Annotated in this window: 12 protein-coding genes; 3 read left to right on the top strand and 9 right to left on the bottom strand. The window is 66.6% G+C overall.

The genetic code is table 11. The features are described from left to right. Positions 1-248 precede the first annotated feature (248 nt). Positions 249-1,337 carry an alpha/beta hydrolase family protein gene (locus tag JQT59_RS28915; RefSeq protein WP_213572967.1) on the bottom strand — a complete coding sequence of 363 codons (1,089 nt, stop codon included), beginning with the start codon at positions 1,335-1,337 and terminating at the stop codon, positions 249-251. 105 nt (positions 1,338-1,442) lie between these two features. On the opposite strand from JQT59_RS28915, the gene JQT59_RS28910 reads away from it, so the two are divergent. Genes JQT59_RS28910 through JQT59_RS28900 form a run of 3 tightly spaced genes read left to right on the top strand, consistent with a single transcriptional unit; the run spans position 1,443 to position 4,376 of the window. Continuing rightward, positions 1,443-2,297 carry a tryptophan 2,3-dioxygenase gene (locus JQT59_RS28910; protein ID WP_213572966.1) on the top strand — a complete coding sequence of 285 codons (855 nt, stop codon included), beginning with the start codon at positions 1,443-1,445 and terminating at the stop codon, positions 2,295-2,297. Continuing rightward, the gene (kynU, locus tag JQT59_RS28905; protein WP_213572965.1) at positions 2,294-3,529 is read left to right on the top strand and encodes a kynureninase; all 1,236 of its coding nucleotides are present in this window, start codon (positions 2,294-2,296) and stop codon (positions 3,527-3,529) included. Before JQT59_RS28910 ends, kynU begins: the two co-directional genes overlap by 4 nt. Beyond that, a complete protein-coding gene (locus JQT59_RS28900; protein WP_213572964.1) occupies positions 3,513-4,376 on the top strand; it encodes a PaaX family transcriptional regulator in 864 nt (287 codons plus the stop codon). The genes kynU and JQT59_RS28900 overlap by 17 nt, the downstream gene beginning before the upstream one ends. A 5-nt stretch (positions 4,377-4,381) precedes the next feature. Here the strand turns inward: JQT59_RS28900 and JQT59_RS28895 are convergent, their stop codons facing one another. The 8 genes from JQT59_RS28895 to JQT59_RS28860 form a co-directional block, all read right to left on the bottom strand. After that, entirely contained in the window at positions 4,382-4,831 is a 450-nt protein-coding gene (locus tag JQT59_RS28895) for a flavodoxin domain-containing protein (protein WP_208962239.1), read from the bottom strand. A gap of 37 nt (positions 4,832-4,868) precedes the next feature. Next, positions 4,869-6,638 (bottom strand): sulfite reductase subunit alpha, encoded by a 1,770-nt coding sequence (locus JQT59_RS28890; RefSeq protein ID WP_213572963.1) that lies wholly within the window; start codon positions 6,636-6,638, stop codon positions 4,869-4,871. Beyond that, positions 6,635-12,127 (bottom strand): glutamate synthase-related protein, encoded by a 5,493-nt coding sequence (locus JQT59_RS28885; RefSeq protein ID WP_213572962.1) that lies wholly within the window; start codon positions 12,125-12,127, stop codon positions 6,635-6,637. Before JQT59_RS28885 ends, JQT59_RS28890 begins: the two co-directional genes overlap by 4 nt. Positions 12,128-12,499: 372 nt before the next feature. Further along, the gene (locus tag JQT59_RS28880; RefSeq protein ID WP_213572961.1) at positions 12,500-12,895 is read right to left on the bottom strand and encodes a nitroreductase/quinone reductase family protein; all 396 of its coding nucleotides are present in this window, start codon (positions 12,893-12,895) and stop codon (positions 12,500-12,502) included. Between the two features lie 44 nt (positions 12,896-12,939). After that, positions 12,940-14,322 (bottom strand): dicarboxylate/amino acid:cation symporter, encoded by a 1,383-nt coding sequence (locus JQT59_RS28875; RefSeq protein ID WP_213572960.1) that lies wholly within the window; start codon positions 14,320-14,322, stop codon positions 12,940-12,942. A gap of 190 nt (positions 14,323-14,512) precedes the next feature. Then, positions 14,513-15,973 (bottom strand): CYTH and CHAD domain-containing protein, encoded by a 1,461-nt coding sequence (locus JQT59_RS28870; RefSeq protein WP_213572959.1) that lies wholly within the window; start codon positions 15,971-15,973, stop codon positions 14,513-14,515. Then, a complete protein-coding gene (locus JQT59_RS28865) occupies positions 15,973-16,965 on the bottom strand; it encodes an isopenicillin N synthase family dioxygenase (RefSeq protein ID WP_213572958.1) in 993 nt (330 codons plus the stop codon). The genes JQT59_RS28870 and JQT59_RS28865 overlap by 1 nt, the downstream gene beginning before the upstream one ends. 99 nt (positions 16,966-17,064) lie before the next feature. Continuing rightward, a complete protein-coding gene (locus JQT59_RS28860; RefSeq protein ID WP_213572957.1) occupies positions 17,065-18,570 on the bottom strand; it encodes an MFS transporter in 1,506 nt (501 codons plus the stop codon). Positions 18,571-18,626 lie beyond the last annotated feature (56 nt).

Raw genomic sequence — 18,626 nt, 5'->3', positions numbered from 1 at the left:
TCCTCGTTCATAGGGGTGGGCTGCGACAGGACGCGGGGTCGAATAGCCGAACCGCACTGTCTTGTCGGATGTTAGCCACGGCATAGCGGAGCGCGAAAACCGGTGTAGGTCAGTGCGGTTCGTTGTCGGTCGAGTGAATGACATTTGTGCCGAGTGACTCGCGCACTTCTTTTCGTCAGACGCACCCGTTCCAGGGCCCGAAAACGGGTGCGTGAGCGCAGAACAGGTGCGTGTGTATGCGCGGGCTTCTACGCGCCGGGGAGCATCCGTGCTTCGATTGCCTCGGCGATGGTGTGCCAGATCCGGCTTGTCGGATCGATGACGGCGAAGTGATCGCCCGGCCCCTCGATCAGGGCGACGTCATCGGTGGTCGCCGCGGCGGCCGCGGAGTACTCCCTGCTCATTTCCAGCATGTCCGGTTCGTCCTGCAGGGCGCAGGCGACCAACTGCGGGATGCCGAGGGGGAGTCGGTCGATCGGCGACGACGCCTCGTACGTCTCGCGGTCCTCGGACCAGTGATTGCCGACGGCCATCGCGACGGCACCTTCGCCGAGGTGGCGATCGTCGGCAAGTCGCAGGTTGAGCACACCGGCGAGGCTGACGGCGAGCGCGAGAGGAACCGCTGGCGCATCGGCGGCGGCCCGAAGCGCGAGCTGAGCACCCGCCGAGTGGCCGAGCACGACGAGGCGGCTGGGGTCCACACCCGGAAGAGTCGCTACGGCCGCAACGGCGGCGGCGACATCGGACGACATGTCCGCCCAGCGATGTGCGGTGTTCCGTCGATACTCGACGTTCCACGTGACATACCCGCGGGCGGTCAGATCGACCGCGAGGGCATCCATCAGGTCGAACTCCCACCGTGTGCGCCAGAACCCGCCGTGGATGAGAGCGACCGCGGGGAAGGGGCCGTTCCCGTCCGGGATTCGGAGTTCGGCGCGCTGATCCGGGTGGCTTCCGTACCGGATCATCGTCCCGGGATGGAAGCGGTGGTGGTACCAGCTGTCGACGGCGTACCGCAGGCCGTCGAGTCCTCTGCCGCGTATGTGGGTGCGGACGCCCGCCGAGCGATCGGCGTCGCAGTCACCGAAGTCGACGCGAGTCACGCCGCCTTTCGGGGGTGTGAAGGATTTCCCGGTTCCGGGTACGACGATGAACTCGCCTCGCCTCGCCGCCGAAACCATGGCCCGGTCCAGCGCGGTGCCGTCTCGGGTGAACGTCAATTCGCCGGTCAGCCCGCGCGCACTCAGTGCCCGGTGCAGGAGCTCTTCCACGGTTCCGCGGTGTGCCACGACCCCGGGGGCGAAGACGACATCGACTCGGCGACTGGGTGCATTCACGGATCCACCGTACTTTCCGATAATGACATCTGCCTAACGATCGCCACGATTATGTAATATGAAGGGCGAGGGCCCGGTACTCGAACACCAGCAGTGAGGACAGTCATGGGCGTGCAGGCCAACACCAGAGCCATCGAGAAAGACATCGTCACCGACTTCAGCGAGCGCATGAGCTATGGCTCGTACCTGGACCTCGACACCCTGTTGAGCGCCCAGAAGCCGGTGAGCCGCCCGGAGCACCACGACGAACTGCTGTTCATCATTCAGCACCAGACCACCGAACTCTGGCTGAAGCTCGTCCTCCACGAAACCCTCGCGGCGCGTGCCTCTTTCGACGACGACGACATCGGTAAGGCGCTCAAGTGTGTGGCGCGCGTGAAGCACATCCAGAAGACGCTGACCGAACAGTGGTCGGTCCTCGCCACGCTGACTCCCACGGAGTACTCCGAGTTCCGCCAGTTCCTCGGCAATTCGTCCGGGTTCCAGTCGTACCAGTACCGCGCCGTCGAGTTCGTGCTCGGCAACAAGAACGCGGGAATGCTGCGGGTGTTCGAAGCGGATCCTGCCGCCCACGATCTGCTGGGGCGGCTCCTCGCCGAGCCCAGCCTCTACGACGCGTTCTGGCAGTGCCTGTCGCGGCTCGGGTACGACGTGCCGGCATCGGCGCTGAACCGCGATGTGACCGCCGCCTACACGCTCAACGAGGACTTGATGCCCCTGATCAAGTTCGTCTACGAGAACCACGACGACCACTGGGCCGTTTATGAGGCGTTCGAGGAGTTCGTCGATCTCGAAGAGAACTTCCAACTGTGGCGCTTTCGGCACATGCGCACGGTGCTGCGCACCATCGGTATGAAATCCGGGACCGGAGGATCGAGCGGAGTGGGATTTCTGCAGAAGGCGCTGGAGCTGACATTCTTCCCGGAACTGCTGGCCGTGCGCACCGAGATCGGACGATGATGACCACGTCCACCGATGTGCTGACCGCCCGCGCCGAGCACCTCGACGCCGCCGACCCGCTGCGTTCCTACCGTGACCTGTTCATCGGCGCCGACGATCCTGCGGTGGTGGCGTACCTCGACGGCAACTCGCTCGGACGGCCCACCCGAGCGAGTGCCGAGCGGATCAACTCCTTCGTCACCGGGGCGTGGGGTGGCCGGCTGATTCGCGGCTGGGACGAGGAGTGGTTCGAACTCCCGATCACCATCGGCGACACCCTCGCGCGGGTTGCGCTCGGAGCGGCCCGTGGGCAGACGACCATCGGTGATTCGACGACGGTCCTGCTGTACAAGCTTGCCCGCGGCGCCCTCGCGTTGCGGCCGGGGCGCACCGAGATCGTCGTGGACCGCGACAACTTCCCGACGGACCGGTACGTGCTGGAGTCCATTGCCGGAGAACTCGGGCTCACGTTGCGATGGATCGAGTCGGATCGGCGCGGTGGCGTCAGCGTCGACGACCTGGAATCCGTCGTGTCGGAACACACGGCGCTCGTCGTTCTCAGTCATGTCGCATACCGCTCGGGTTACCTGGTGGACGCCGCCGGGGCCGCGCGCGTGACTCATGAGGCGGGCGCACTACTGCTGCTCGACCTGTGTCACTCGGTGGGGTCGGTTCCACTCGAGCTCGACAGCTGGGGTGTGGATCTGGCGGTCGGGTGTAGCTACAAGTACCTCAACGGCGGGCCCGGGTCACCCGCGTTCGCGTACGTCCGAGCCGAGCACCAGGGGAAATTCGTGCAGCCGATCTGGGGTTGGATGGGTCGCGACAACCCGTTCGCGATGGCCCAGGGCTACGAACCGGCTCCCGGTATCCGTCGGGTGATCAGCGGAACGCCTTCGGTCCTCGGCATGCTCGCGATGCAGGACACTCTCGCGCTGATCGACGAGGTCGGAATGGCGGCCATCCGGGCCAAGTCGGTGGCACTGACGGAGTACGCGCTCGAACTCGTGCGAACGTTGCTGTTTCCGCTGGGCGTGGAGATCGGATCGCCGGAGGATCCTGCCGAGCGGGGTGGTCACGTCATCATCGATCACCCGCAGTTCGAGGCCGTCATCGAGAAGCTGTGGCGCAAGGGCGTCATCCCCGACTTTCGTGCCCCCCACGGGTTGCGTCTCGGCCTCAGCCCTCTGAGCACGAGCTTCTCCGAGGTGTGCGCCGGAATACTGGCGATCCGTGATGAACTCACCGCCTGAACCGGCAAGCGCGATCCTCGACGACTTCGATTCGCGACCCGGCAGCGCGACGTCGCTGATCCGAACCGTCCTCGGCGCGTACGTGCGCGACCTCGGCGGGTGGGTGGCGATCGCGGACTTCGTCGGATTGATGCAGGCCGTGGGCATCCCGTCCGAATCGACGCGCATCGCGGTGACCCGCTTGAAGAAGAAGGGGGTGCTGCGGGCCCGCGTCTGCGACGGGCGGAACGGGTACGAGGTGACCGAGCAGGCGGAGGCGATGTTCAGCCGCGGCGATCCGCGCATCTTCGGCTTCCGTCAGATGGCGGAAGGCGACCCCTGGCGTCTGATCTCGTTCACCATTCCTGAAACGCAACGGACCGCGCGACACCAGTTGCGCAGGCGGCTCGGGTGGATCGGGTGCGGAACGGTGTCACCGGGTCTGTGGGTTGCCCCCGAATATCTCGCGGAGGAGGTGGGGGACATCGTCAACGCGCTGGGCCTGTCCGCGTATGTGACCACCTTTGTGTCGACGTCGATGTTCGTGCCCGACTCGACAGCGGATGCGGCAGCGAGGTGGTGGGATCTCGACGGCATTGCTGCTCGCCACCGGGACTTCCTGACCCATCACCGCGCTGCTCTGTCGACGACAGAGCAGGTTTCACCGCGCGAGGCCTTCGTTCGGTTCGTTCCGCTGCTCGACGAATGGCGGATCATCCCATACATCGACCCGGGACTGCCTGCCGAAATGCTGCCCGACGACTGGCCCGGCTCCGACAGTGTTCGCCTGTTCGCATCGGCGCGGGACCGCTACCTCACCGGAAGCCGAGAGTGGGTGCGCAGCATCCAGTCCCGACTCCCGGCGTGAGGCGGCTATCCCAGAAATTCCTCGCCGATGATCTTGGCCCATTCCTCGGCCTGGTCCTTGGGGCGGATGCTGCTCGAGCCGTCGTGCCGGCCGTGTTCGCCCACCTGGACGGCGCCGAGCGAGACGAGCTTTTCGGCGAGGATTTCGCCGCCCCGGTTGTAGGTGTCTTCGTAGACCTTGTCGCCGAGGCCGAAGAGCGCGAAGCGCAATCCGTTCAGGTCCGGTTCGTCCTCGTCGAGTCCTTCGAAGAAAGGTTCAGCGCCGGTGGGCAATTCACCCTCACCGTAGGTGGAGCACACGATGACGTGGAAGTTCTCCGGGTCGAGATCGCCGGCGTCGTACTCCATCATGTCGTACAGGGACGTGTCGTCGTAGGCGCCGAGCACGTCGGCGAGATGATCGGCAACCAGTTCGGCGGTACCGCCCTCGCTACCGTACAGAATCACCACTGCCATGGTTCTTGCTTCTCCTCGTAAGTCGGTGCGGCCGTGCTCAGTACACGTCGCGTAGGTAGCGCTTGTCCTTCTTGAGCTTGTTGACGTACTCCGACGCGTCCTCGGCCGAGAGACCGCCGTGGGTGGCGATCACCTGGTGCAGCGCGCGGTCGACGTCCTTCGCCATGCGGGTGGCGTCGCCACACACGTAGAAGTGGCCGCCGTCCTCGAGCCAGGCGAAGAGCTCCTTGCCGTTTTCGAGCATTCGGTTCTGGACATACACCTTCTCGGCCTGGTCGCGGGAGAAGGCCAGGTCCAGGCGGGTGAGGAGACCGCTGTCGCTCATGGCGCCGATCTCGTCCTCGTAGATGTAGTCGGACGCGCGGTGCTGGTCACCGAAGAACAGCCAGTTGCGTCCCGCCGCGCCCCGCGCCCGGCGTTCCTGCAGAAACGCGCGGAACGGTGCGATCCCGGTTCCGGGGCCGACCATGATCATCGGCGCGTGGTCGTCGGCGGGCACGCGGAACGACTTGTTCTTCGACACGAAGATTCCACCGGTACCGCCCTCGGCGACGCGGTCGGCCAGGTAGGTCGAGCACACACCGCCGCGGTCGCGCCCCGCGGAGGTGTGCCGGACGCTGGCCACGGTGAGGTGCACGCTGCCCGGGTCGGCGAGGGGACTCGACGAGATGGAGTACGCGCGGTGCTGCAACGGCTTGAGCACGCCCACGAACTCGTCGGCGGTCATCGACAGCGCGGGAGCGAGGAGGAGCAGATCAAGGACGTCCTTACCCCACAGCCACGCGTCGAGTGCCTCCTTGTCGCCGTGCCGGAGAACGTGAGTCAGTTCGTCGTTTCCGGCCCGCTTCTCGATCTCGTCGAGGAACTCGTGCGACGGCGTGGAGATTTCGTAGCTATGCATCAGCAGATCGCTGAACGGGCGTTCCTTGCCGGTGACGGCGGCGTCGGCAGGAATGCAGAGCCGTGACACCAAAGCGTCCACGAGCTGCGGATCGTTGACCGGCATCACACCCAGGGCGTCGCCGGCCTCGTACTCGAGACCGCTGTCGGCGAGCGCGAACTCGTAGTGCCGGATCTCCTTCGCGGAGGCGTCACCCGACAGTCTCTGATTGACGGCCAGCGTGGACACATAGGGGTTCTTGCGATTCCACTGCGAACGCTTACGCGCGGGCTTCGCGTCCGGTGTCGCGACATCGGCCACCGGCGACTCCCCGCGAATGCCCTCGACTGCCGCCAACAACGGCAACGTTTCCGCCACCCATGCGGCAGCGGCGTCCTCGTAGTCGACGTCGCAGTCGACGCGCGGAGTGACGCGGCGGGCGCCGAGCTGCTCGAGCCGGGTGTCGATCATCTTGCCGGCCTGGCAGTACCCGTCGTAACCGGTGTCACCGAGTGCGAGCACCGCGAAGTCCGTGGCCTCGAGACGGGGCGCGGTCTCGGCAGACAGTGCCTGCCAGAACAGTTCCGCGTTGTCGGGCATCTCGCCCTCACCGTAGGTGGAGGTGACGACGAGAACACGCTGCATCGACGCCAGGGCGTCGACCTCGACGTCGTCGAGCGCACTGACCACCGGGGCGAAGCCGTGCGAACGTGCCGCGGCGGCAGCATCTTCCGCGACGCCCTCGGCATTGCCGGTCTGGCTGCCGTACAGCACGTGGACAGCGGGGAGTTGCCCACCGGAGGCGGCGGGTGCGGCGGAGCTGCTGCCGACCGCGAGACGCGAACTCATTCCGGCCAGGAAGCCGGTGAGCCACACGCGCTGATCGTCGCTGAACGGCGCGTCCTGAGGGATGTACGGCATTTTCATGAGGGAACAGCGTCCTTCGTGGGGATCAGGTCGGGCAGAGCGTGCTGAGCGAACAGTTCCTCGAAGCCGGGCAGCCGGCCGATCTTGTCGACGTTCTTCGCATCCTGGTGCAGGATCCAGCCGTACGTGCCGGGCGCGTCGATGGACCGGACGTTGCGTTTGCGCAGGGCGTCCTTGTAGTCGGCGAGGCGCTTGGCCGCCACCATCACCGCCAGGTCCTCGTCGCTGTAATCCTTCAGGGCTTCGCGGGCGTACCGCTGCAGTCGCTGCATCAGGAAGAAGTCCTCGGTGAGCAGCAGATTGCGCACGGCCTTGTCGACCGCCGGATCGGACGGGTCGGTGGCGCCCGGCAACTTCGACAGCGCCATTTCCTGCGCGGCATTGAGCACCGTGTAGTTGTTGAGCAGCGCGAACATGGCTTCGGTGTCGGCCTCGCCGTAGCCGGGAACGGCGCCGCCCAGAACTGCGCGTCCGTCGCGGTAGTCCAGCTTGAACTTGCGCACCTGGTGGGCCACCAGCGCGGCCGCGAGTTCGTCGGCCAAGTCCTTGCGCGACTTGGCTTTCAGGATCTCGTCGCTGTCCTGGTACTGCAGCAGTGCACGCGGCATGCCGTACACGAAGTTGTGCTGTTCGGTCTCCCAGTTCTCGAGAAGCCAGGCCGCCTTCGCGGACCCGGTGGCCTCGAGGTGCCAGCCGAGCAGCAGGTGCACAGCATGGTGGTGCAGTGCCGCGTGCTCGTCGTCACCGGTGATCGCACCGAGCAGGATGGAATCGGCACTGGCCTTGCCGGCGAGCTTGCCCTCGGGGTCGTACTGGTAGACGAACCCACCGCTCATGCCGTTGCCGACACCCTTGCCGAACCCGCCGAGGTTGAGCACCGCGCCGTTGGTCATGTACTCGCAGGCGAAGTCGCCGACGCCCTCCACCACTGCGGTGGCGCCCGAGTTGCGGACGGCGAAGCGGTCACCGGCCTGACCCTCGACGAACAGGCGTCCGCCGGTGGCCCCGAACAACGCGAAGTTGCCGATCAGCACGTTGCCACCGGCCGCGGTCGACCCGCCCCCGGGGGAGCGGACGACGATGCTGCCGCCACACGCACCCTTGCCGACACCGTCGTTGGCGGTGCCTGTGTGGACCAGAGACATTCCGTCGTTGCAGAACGCACCGTACGACAGGCCGGCGGACCCGGAGGTGGCGATCCGGACACTGCCCTCGCGCAGGTAGCCGCGACCGCGCTCGTCACGCAGTACCGCCGGCAGATCCTGTTCGGTCAGTTCGTGATTGAGCATGCGCTCGATGTCGACGGCCAACTGTGCGCCGACGCTCTTGTTGCGGTTGCTCAGTCGTACACCGTCACCGAGGTCGACGGTGCGCTCGCCCTGCTCGACCAGGGCCGCCCGCAACTGGACGAGCCAGCCGTCGTCGAGCGTGTAGTCCTTCTCGAGGTATACCGGATCACCGATCGTGACCTCGTCGACTACAGCGAGCATCGCCCGCAGGTCGAGCTGGCCGACGCTCGACGGGTGATCGAGCAGGTGCAGCAGGTCGGACCGGCCGCGAGCCTCTCGCAGCGAGGTCATGCCCAGTTCGGCGAGCACCTCCCGCGTCTCGTGGGCGATGTTGAGCAGGTACTGCGCCATCGCCCGCGGGTCACCGTCGAACAGTTCCGGGTTGGTGGTGAGGCCGGCGGGGCACTTGACGTTGCAGTTCTTGGCCATGACGCACTTGAGCATCATCAGCGCGGTGGTCCCGAACTCGAAGCTGTCGGCCCCGAGAAGCGCAGACTTCACCACGTCACTCGCCGTCTGGTGCGCGCCGGAACACCGGAGCAGCACCTTCTGCCGTAAGCCGTTAACGCACAGCGCCTGGTGAACCTCGGCCACGCCGATCTCGGCGGAACGCCCCGCGTACTTGAGGCTGGTGACCGCAGCGGCACCGGTGCCGCCGGTGTTGCCGGCGACGTTGATGACATCTGCGCCCGCCTTCGCGACACCGACCGCAATGGTCCCGATGCCCTCCGACGACACCAGCTTGACGATCACGCGGACCCGCGCGGCCTTGCAGTCGTGGATCAGCTGAGCCAGATCCTCGATCGAGTAGGTGTCGTGGTGCGGGGGCGGGGAGACCAGTTCGACGCCGGGGGTGCCGCCGCGCGCAGCCGCGATCTCGACGGTCACCTTGGGGGCGGGCAGCTGCCCGCCCTCACCGGGCTTGGCGCCCTGCGCGATCTTGATCTCCAGCTCTTCGAGCATGGGATCGGCCAGGTAGCCGGCCCACACACCGAATCGGCCCGAAGCGAATTGCTTGATCCGCGAACCGCGGATGGTGCCGTAGCGGGAGATGTGCTCGCCGCCCTCACCGCTGTTCGACATTCCGCCGACCATGTTGGTGCCGTGCGCGACAGCCTCGTGCGCATTGGAGTTCAGCGCGCCGTGGCTCATGGCCCCGGAGGTGAGGAACGGCGTGATCTCACTGGCCTTCTGGACCGTGGCGAGCGGGATGCTGGGCGGTGCGGGGCGCAGCAAGGCCAGGCATCGCAGTGCCTCTCCGGACGCCCGTACCACCAGGGCGTCACCGTCGATCCGGTGCTCGCACAGGTGGTCGCCGAACCGCAGGACCAGTGACTCGCCCAGTGCGGCAAGCACGGTGGGTTCGCCGGCGTGCGGGCCGGTGAGCCGCAGGCGGAACTCGTCGTCCCCGACCTGCTCGGAGGCGAGCCCACGGACCGCGAAGCTGTTGTTGCCCTTACGGGAGAACCGGCCCATTTGCCGGCGGAACTCCTGCGCGGTGGTGAGGAATGTGACGTCGGCGGGCAGGTCGAGAACGTCCCGCAGTGCGGCGGGGCGACGGGTGCGCTCCTCGGCCATGGTCCGGATGAATGCCCGGTAGCCGGGTGTGATTTCGAACCCGTCGATCGCCTCGGGGGTGAGCTTTTGGAAGCCGGCGTTGCGGTAGGCGTCGTCGTCGAGACCGAACGCGTCCTCGAGCCGGTTCAAGGGAAGCAGGCGGAGGGACTCGGTGTGGTCCTGGGTGCCGGCGGTGTCGAAGGCGATCGGTTCCTCGGTGAGGTCGACGAAACCGCGCACGGCAGCCGTGCCGTACGAGTGCCCGGCACCTTCTGCGCGTTCCTTGAAGAGGCCGAGCAGGGGGACGTCCTTTTCCCCGGTGACGGTCGCAGCCTTTGCGTGCCAGTCGGCGACGGCCTGGGCGATCACGGCGAATCCCACGCCGCCCACGGGCGTCTTGACGTTCGCGAAGAAGCGGCGCAGGACCGGGTCGTCGGTGTCGAGGTAGTTGGGTTCGAAGAACTCACCGCCGATGTAGCTTTCGGCGGTGCACAGACCCACCCGGCCCATCGTCTTCATCAACGACTTCTCGGCCGCCTTGGCGAAGCGGGTGAACGCCTCGTCCGCGTTGTCCGCGAACTTCTCCTCGGCCCGCAACCGGACGGCGAGGGGGTAGATCGCGGCGGCGCCGAACCCCAGGGCAGCGGCGACGTGGTGCGAGGACGAAATCTGCCCGCTCTCGGCCACCACCGACACCCGCAGGCGCAGACCCGCCTCGATCAGCCGCTGATTGACGGCCGAGATCGCGATGATCATCGGCAGGGCCGCGCGGTCCGTGGCGACGTGCCGGTCCGTGAGGATCGCGATGCCGCCGCGCTCCCGGGCGAATGCCTCCACCTCGTCGCACAACCCGTCCACCGCCGCCTCGAGCGCGGCCGCGTTGGCAGCGGCGTCGCCGGGAACAGGGCTGTACAGCATCGGAAAACGCTGCACCGGTGTGTCGGTCTGCTTGCGGATCCGCAGCATGTCCAGATGAGTGAGGATCGGCGACGGCACCACGATCTGCGGGGCAGACTCCGCACCACTGTGCAGCTTGGCGCCCAGCGCGACTCGCAGAGTCATGCCGTCCGACTCCCGGATGCTGTCCAGTGACGGGTTGGTGACCTGTGCGAAGCGCTGCGAAAAGTACTTGGCCACACCGCCTTCCTGATCGGACAGTGCGTTGATGGCGTTGCCGTAGCCCATCGCGGAGATCTTCTCCTGACCCGAAGCCAGCATCGGGTCCATCATGAACTTGAAGCTTTCCTGGTTGTGCGAGTACGCGACGTACCGCTGATGGCGTTCCAGGTCGCCGTTGTAACGCAGTGGGCCGGGCTCGGCCTCCACCTCGGGCAGGGCGTCGATCGTGCGGCGCGCCTCGGCGACGAGGGCGCGGTAATCGTGCCGTGCGGCCAGCAACTCGAGCGCCTCGTCGGAGGAGTACGCGCGGCCCTCGCGGTGGTCGAAGTACAGCATGCCGCCCGCCTCGATGCGGCCGCGGTGACGCACCGTCTCGGGGTCGAAGTCGATCTGCCCGGCCTCCGAGGTGACGCACAGGAAGTCGTCGGTTTCCACGCTGCGCAGCGGACGCAGCCCCAGGCGGTCGAGGCGCGCTCCGACGACGGTGCCGTTCCCGAAGATGACCGCGGCCGGGCCGTCGTTTTTCTCCTCGTAGAGCGAGAAGTACTCGAGCATTGCCCGCACCTCGGGGGAGAGGTTCGTGTCGTTTTCCCACGCCGGGGGCATCATCGACACCACGGCGGTGACGAGGTCGAGGCCGTCCTCGACGACCCGGCTCTGCAGCGTCTGATCGAGACGGCAGCTATCCGACTGGCCGTGCGGACGCACGATCTCCCGGTTCCGGGCACGGGCCACGGCCGTCTCGGAGAGCCGGTTCTTCTTGTCGGTGTTGAGTTCGCCGTTGTGCGCCATGAGCCGGAACGGCTGCGCCATCGTCGGGTGCGGGTCGGTGTTCGTGGAGAACCGGGTGTGGAAGAAGAGGGTGTGAACGGCGTGCGCCGGATCGACCAGGTCGCAGAAGTACGGGATCACCTCGTGCGAATTGAGGCGACCCTTGAGCACTTGGGTGCGGGCGCTGAGCGAGAGCGGGTACATCCCGGCGAGGTCGGGCCGGGTGTAGGCGACGGCCTCGATGGCGAGCAGGGCATCGTGGATGCGGCGGTCGAACTCGACCCCGTCCGTACACGCCTCGGGAGCGGTGAACACCCACTGCCGAATGGGCAGCTGGTACTTGATCGCGGCCGGACGCAGGACGGTGGCGTCGACGGGGACGTCACGTTCGAGCAGCACCTCGAAGCCCTGCGCGGCGAGTGCCTGCTCGATGACGGCCTCGGCGTCGGCGTGGAACGCGACGTCGGTGGGGAGGAAGAAGTTGCCGACACCGAAGCGGCCGGCTTCCAGCTCACCCCGCCCGGTGAGGGCGCGGAAGAAGGGCACCGAGAGGTCGACACAGATTCCGGCCCCGTCGCCGACGCCCTCGGCCGACATGCCACCACGGTGAGGAACAGCACACAGGGCCTCGTTGCCCAGGGTGAGAATCTCCGGGGTCTGCACGCCATCCTTGCGGGTGATGAAGCCCACGCCGCAGCTGCTCTTGTCGAGCGTCTTGTCGTACAGGCCGAACTCACTGGCACTCGTCTTCAACCGACTGTCTCCTCGCGATACTCGCCGAAATGGGGTCCGTGCAGCACACGGGTGGCGTCGGCGAGAGGATCACGGCGGAGAACCGGCCCCGAACCGATACGCCGGTGAGGCAGACGTCGTTGTCTGTGGTGCGGACCCTGACGAGTCCACGCGAAACCGCAGATTAGCGGAGGCTAAGTCCCCACTGCAAGCGGCTCGTTTCCCAGCAGTGGAGCGCCGGCAAATCCGCTCCCGGCGTGCGGGCAGAACACCTAGTTGCGAATGTCACACCTGGCCAGGACGCTGGGCCGACTCGTAGATGCACGGACTTTGGTCGGGTGCCGACGCTTCTGCGGGTGCGGATGACTATTCCGTGGGGGATGTGAGGGCATCTCAGTCGGTGAGATCGATCCGCACGGTCAGGAGGTCGGTGCCGACCGCCCGGACCGCCGCGCTGTTGAGCCGCGGGAGCTGCGCCAGCCGGGCGACGGCGTCGTCGTCGGGCAGCACAGTTGCGGTGCCGGTGTGCCAGGTGCCGTGCAGTCGCAGCCGCACGGCGTTGTTCGCGCGGATGTTGCGGATGTAATTCGACTGGCCGCCGTGCTCGGCGACGAGCCAGAACTGGTTGCCGGTTCGCCGCCCGCCGATCGGGGTGACCCGTGGTTGACCGCTCGACCGTCCGACGGTCTCCAGAAGAGTCTGGCTCGGCAACCGGGTGGTGAGCGGGTTGAGGACCCGCTTCTGGAACTGGGTGATGATTCGCCGCTTCCACGCGTTGACGTCGGCCATGGACGAGAGCCTTCCACGCGGAGAAGGCCCTCGTCGACCTTTCACTACGCGGCGGCCTCGACCGTGTCTTCGTCCTCGGCGAAGGGATCACCGTGACGTTCGGCGTTGTACCGGGCCTCGTCGAGGATGCCTTCACGCTTGGCGACGATCGTCGGGACGAGTGCTTGACCGGTGACGTTCACCGCGGTGCGGCCCATGTCGACGATCGGTTCGACGGCGAGCAGGAGGCCCACTCCGGCGAGGGGCAGTCCCAGCGTCGACAGGGTCAGCGTCAGCATGACCGTGGCACCGGTGGTGCCTGCGGTGGCTGCCGACCCGATTACCGACACCACCACGATCAGCAGATAGTCGGTGACGGACAGCGGCACCCCATAGAACTCGGCAACGAAGATCGCGGCGATGGCGGGGTACACGGCGGCGCAGCCGTCCATCTTGGTGGTCGCTCCCAGAGGGACCGCGAACGACGCATACTCGCGGGGAACGCCGAGATTGCGTTCGGTGACGCGCTCGGTGAGGGGGAGTGTGCCGATCGACGACCGGGAGACGAACCCGAGCTGGGTGGCGGGCCACACACCGGAGTAGAAGGCGCGCACCGACAGCCCGTGCGCACGTATCAGCACCGGGTAGACGACGAAGAACACCAGCGCCAGCCCGATGTAGACGGCTGCGGTGAACCAGCCGAGCGAGCCGATGGCATCCCAGCCGTAGGTGGCCACCGCATTGGCAATCAGTGCGGCGGTGCCGATCGGAGCAAGGCGGATGATCCACCACAGCACCTTCTGCACGATCGCCAGCAGCGAGGCATTGAACTGCAGGAACGGCTCCGCCTTGGCCCCGACCTTCAGCGCGGCGATACCGATGGCGGCGGCCACGACCAGCAGTTGCAGGACGTTGAAGCTCAGTGACGTGCTCGCGACGCCCTCGGTGACAGTCGTTTTCGCGCCCAGGCCCAGGAAGTTGCTGGGCACCAAACCGGTGACGAACGCCCACCACGATCCGGTGGTCGCCGGCTCCTTGCCTTCGCCGGACACCGTCGTATGGGCACCGGGCTGCGTGAGGAGCCCGACGACGATTCCGATGACCACCGCGATGAATGCGGTGATCGCGAACCACAGAAGGGTCTGCACCGCCAGCCGGGCGGCGTTGGCCACTTCCCGCAAGTTGGCGATCGAACTGACGATGGCGGTGAACACCAGCGGGATCACCGCAACGGTGAGGAGTTTGACGTAGCTCGTGCCGATGGTGTGGACGGTGCCGACGAGCCAGTTCTCGTTGCCGTCGGCGGCCGCGGGGAGGCTTCGGGCGACAAGCCCGAGGATGACGCCGACGACGAGGCCGGCGACGATCTGCGGGCCGAACGAGCCGGCCCATTTCGGTAGGCGCCGAGAGGTGTTCTCGGCGCGCGTGGACAGCGCGGAACTGGGCATGGGTGTGCCTTTCGCATGAAGCCGTCAGCCGATGCCTGGTAAGGCAGGATGCGGCGGGGAAGGTTCCTGAGAGTTGTGAGAAGGGTCCGTCAGAGCGGGCGCGGACAGATGGCGCTCGCCTGCAGCCGGAGGTCGACGTAGCGTCGAGAAGTCAGGAACAACACCGAAGCGACTGTACTCGCCGACTCGATCACTTCACGAGATGGGCGGCGTCCGCGCGGGCTTGCCGGGCATTCTCGAGTTCGAGTGCGTACAGCAGGCCGAAGGTAAACCCGTTCTCGCCCTCCGTAACTCCGGCGCGCGCTCCGAGAGCGCGAAGGTTGTCGGCGGCGAGCACGCTGTCCTGGTGCTCACCGAGCACCTTCTGGACGTGCTTGTACTCGGACACCTTTTTCTCTGCTTTCCCGCCGAGCAGTGGTGTGGCCAGCTCGGCCGCGTACCTGGCGCGTTTGGCCGCTTTCCGGGCGCGGTGCAACTCCGTCGCGTCGGAATCGGCTACAGCGGCAGTGAGTCGTTTCCGTGCCTTGCGCCCGGCGCGCTTGACAGCCTTCGCGATCACTTTCGGACCGGCGCCGGGTTCGATGGTCAAGGGTGGGGCCGTACGCCATTGCGCGAGCGTCACGAGAAGGTCGCGGTAGCGTGCGTCGTCGAGAGCGGACATGACGACGGTCAGGCAATGCAGCTGTTCCCCCAGCAGGTCCTGTTCGATTCGTGCGGCGACGGGACCCATGACCAGCTCGGCGGGCATGCCGGCGACCAATTCCCCGAGCCGGTGCCGTTGCACCTGACGATCGCGCACCTCGCCGAGTAGCCCCGCGTACCAGACGAGTTCGTCCTCGAGCCTCGACCGAGCGTCCGGGTCGACCAGATCCTTGAACACGCGAAGAGTGCTGCGGAACCGGCGAATGGCCACGCGGGTGGCGTGTATCGGGTCGAGTCCGCGGCGCAGCCACACATCACCCGCAACGATTTCGTCGATCTGGGTGCCGAGATAGTCGGTGAGCGCTCGCCGTGCCGGGTTCTCGGAATCGTCGTCCGCGCGGTGCGGCTCGAGTGCCAGAGCGCGAGCCAGTTTCGACGCGTACGACGACGTGTGCGCCCCGCTCCGAACGAGGCGGCCACCGATGTCGCGCAGCAGTCGTTCTTGCCCGTGATCGCCGAGTTCGACCTCGACTTCGCGCCACTGACTGGCAATGGCTCCACCGTTGTGGGCGGTTGCGGTGGCGCGCACCGAATCGTCTGCCAGTTCGGCCAGCGAGTTGCCATCGGAGTCGACCACACGGTGGCGCCGCCGGACGGTCGAGAGCGAAGCCACTCGCAGAAGAGGTTTGCCGAGCGCCACACCCGACACCGCGTTCGCCAGCTCGTCCGGGACGGACTCGTCGCCGGTCGGCGGAAGCCGGACCTCGGTGCGGGCGTCGCCTGCGGGCACCTTGAGTTGCCATCCGAGGTCGTCGTCCCCCGAGCGGCGGCGAAGCGTCAGATGGTGACGGAGAAGGTCACGGTCGGCGGTGTCGAAGTAGACACTGTCGAGCCGGATGGTATCGATGTCTTCCCGGCCCTGGTCGGGAACCAGGTCTCCGAGAGCCGGTACGACGAAGTCGAGGCTCACGTCGTATTTGTCTTCGCGTTCCGTCTGCTCCGCCGCCATCAGTCCAGTTTGCACCCCGCCTCTTTCGGATACCAGCGGCGGAAAACGTCGGGGTGCGCGCGGGTCCGGCTCTTCCACGCGTTCTCGCCGTATGTGCGGTACAACGGGTTGGCAGGGTCCCGTTCGACTCCCCGGGCTCGCGACGCCAGGTGCGGGGGCAGCGGAATCGTCGGAACGGCCGCGTCGAGTGCGGGATTGAGGAAGTACGGCACCGACAGCCGCTCCGGTGCCCCCGCCGGTGTGAGCACCCGGTGTCGGGTTGCCCGCAGATATCCACCCGTCGCCACCTCGAGTAGTTCGCCGATGTTGACCAGGAACGAGCCCGCGCGCGCCGGAGCGTCGATCCAGTTGCCGTCCTCACTCTCCACCTGCAGTCCCGTCGAGCCGGGCTCGAGGAGCAGGAGGGTGAGGACGCCTGAGTCCTTGTGGGCGCCCACACCCTGCTCACCGGTGTGATCGTCGCTCGGCCGTGGCGGGTACCGCACCACTTTGATGAGTGTGGCCGGGGCGTGGGCGAAGGCGTCGTCGAAGATGCCCGGATCGGCGTCGAGGGAGGCTGCCCAGTGTCGGAGCAGACGCATCCCGACCTCGGCCAGTGCCGCGTCGAACTGCTCGATTGTGGACTTCAGCGCGGGTAGTGCTGCGGGCCACTGGTTCGGGCCCTGCAACCGCAAGTAGTCGGTCGCATCCGGAACCGGGTCCCGTTCCGGTCCGATGTCGATCTGTTCACGCCAGTCGATCTCGCCGTTGGTCAGTTCACCGCCCAGCCGGTTGTAGCCCCGGAAATGGGGACTGTCGATCATGGCGATCGACATCTTCGACTCTTCGGGCAGCGCGAAGAACTCCCGGGCAACCGAGAACACCCCGTCGAGGAGGCGGCGATCGACGCCGTGACCGTCGAGGTAGAAGAACCCGACGTGATGGGTGACCTCCCGCAGCCGCTCACGCCCGGCGGGGGTGTCCAGGTCGGCGAGGTCGATGACGGGAAGCACGTCTCCACGGTATCCCCGTGGCGAACTCCGGGCGAATGTACCGTTCGACGCGACCAGTGCGTCCGAAGGTACATTCGCCCGGCAAAGGAAGGGCCGTGATCAGCGATTCAGCACTGGCTCGCCCTCGTGGACGATCACTGCCGGGGGAGCGTCGACCTGATCGATTCTGCGGGGAATCAGCGCGGCGAGGATCGCTCCCACGGCCGCCGCTGCGGCGCCGATCAGGAATGCGACCTGGAATCCTCTGTCGGTGTACAGGATTGCGCCCTGCGTCACCTCCGGCGGGATCGGGGCGATGTACGAGTTGTTCATCACCGTGAACGCGACCACCGGCAGGACTGCGGCGACGATGCTCTGTGTCACGCTCACGATGCTCGCCGTGGTGGCCTGCAGTTGCGGCGGAACGGCCTCGATCAGCAGGTTCGGCACCGCTGCGTAGGCCAGCCCCATGCCTGTGCCGGTCAGGCCGGCGAAGATCAGAAGCAGCGCTTTGGAGTCGTGCAGCTGGGCGGTGAGCAGGAATCCGGCCGACATGAACAACAGGCCCACGATCATCAACAGGCGAGGTGGGACGTTCTTGCCGACCAGGATGCCGACGACGATGCCGCCGACCACCACCATGCCCCCCAACGGAACCTGAAAGATCGCGAATCCTTCGGCGCTGACCCCGAACCCGTAACCCAACCCCAAAATCGCGGGAGTCATGGCCATCATCGGGAGCAGGATGGTGAACAGCGCACTGCAGCCGTACGCGAGCCCGGAGCCCATCGACGTCAGCAGGATCGGCCGCCTGCGGAGGACGTCGAGGTCGACGAGGGGTTCCCGCACGATCCGGGCGGAGACGAGCCAGGCCGCCACCAACGCGACGCCGCCGGCAAGGAAGGCGAGCGTCGACGCGTTCGACCAACCCCAGATCGGTCCGAAGCTGACCGCGATCAGAATGCCCGCGATGCCGCCGCCGAGGAGGACCGCACCGAGGACGTCCATCCTCGACTGCAGACGTACCGGTGATTCGTCCGTGCTGAGCATGATGAGCACACCGACGACGCCGAGTCCGACGACGAAGAACCAGAAGATGCTGCGGAAGCCGTGATTGTCGAGGAACCAGCCGGTGAGAAACGGCGCGGGGATGGCGATGAGGCCCATGCCGCTGGTAGCGACACTGACCGAGAGGGCGACGGTTTTCGGCGGGAAGATGTCCCTGATCAAGGAGTAGCTCAGGAAGATGCAGGGAATCAGCACGCCGGACAGCGACCGGCCCACGATCAAGACCGCGTAGCTGGGCGCGACCGCGGAGACGAAGGATCCGAGTGCGGCAATGAACGTGCACGCCAGCAAAATCTTGCGCTTTCCGTACACGTCGGCCGATTTGCCGAGGAGGGGCCCGGTGACGGCTCCGACCAGCAGGAACGAGGTGAGCAACCACGCGCCCTGCGTAGTGTGGTAGTGCTGGGAAATCGCCGGAACCGCCATCGAAATCATGATGTAGCTGACCGCGAGAATCTCCAGGAGCAGCATGATCGAGGCCAGGGAGAAAAGTAGCCGCGGCGACCAGTTCGGTGTCTCTCCGGGCAAGTCGATGGACGTGGTAGCAGGATCTATCATCGGGGTCCTCTCGGGTACCCACACGGTCCCTGTTCGGGATTGCGCCGTGCAGTGTG

It is taken from the genome of Rhodococcus sp. USK13 (assembly GCF_018343855.1).
Lineage (GTDB): Bacteria > Actinomycetota > Actinomycetes > Mycobacteriales > Mycobacteriaceae > Rhodococcus_F > Rhodococcus_F oxybenzonivorans.
The sequence above is the reverse complement of the archived record's forward strand: the minus strand, read 5'-3'. Positions and strand labels throughout refer to the sequence as shown.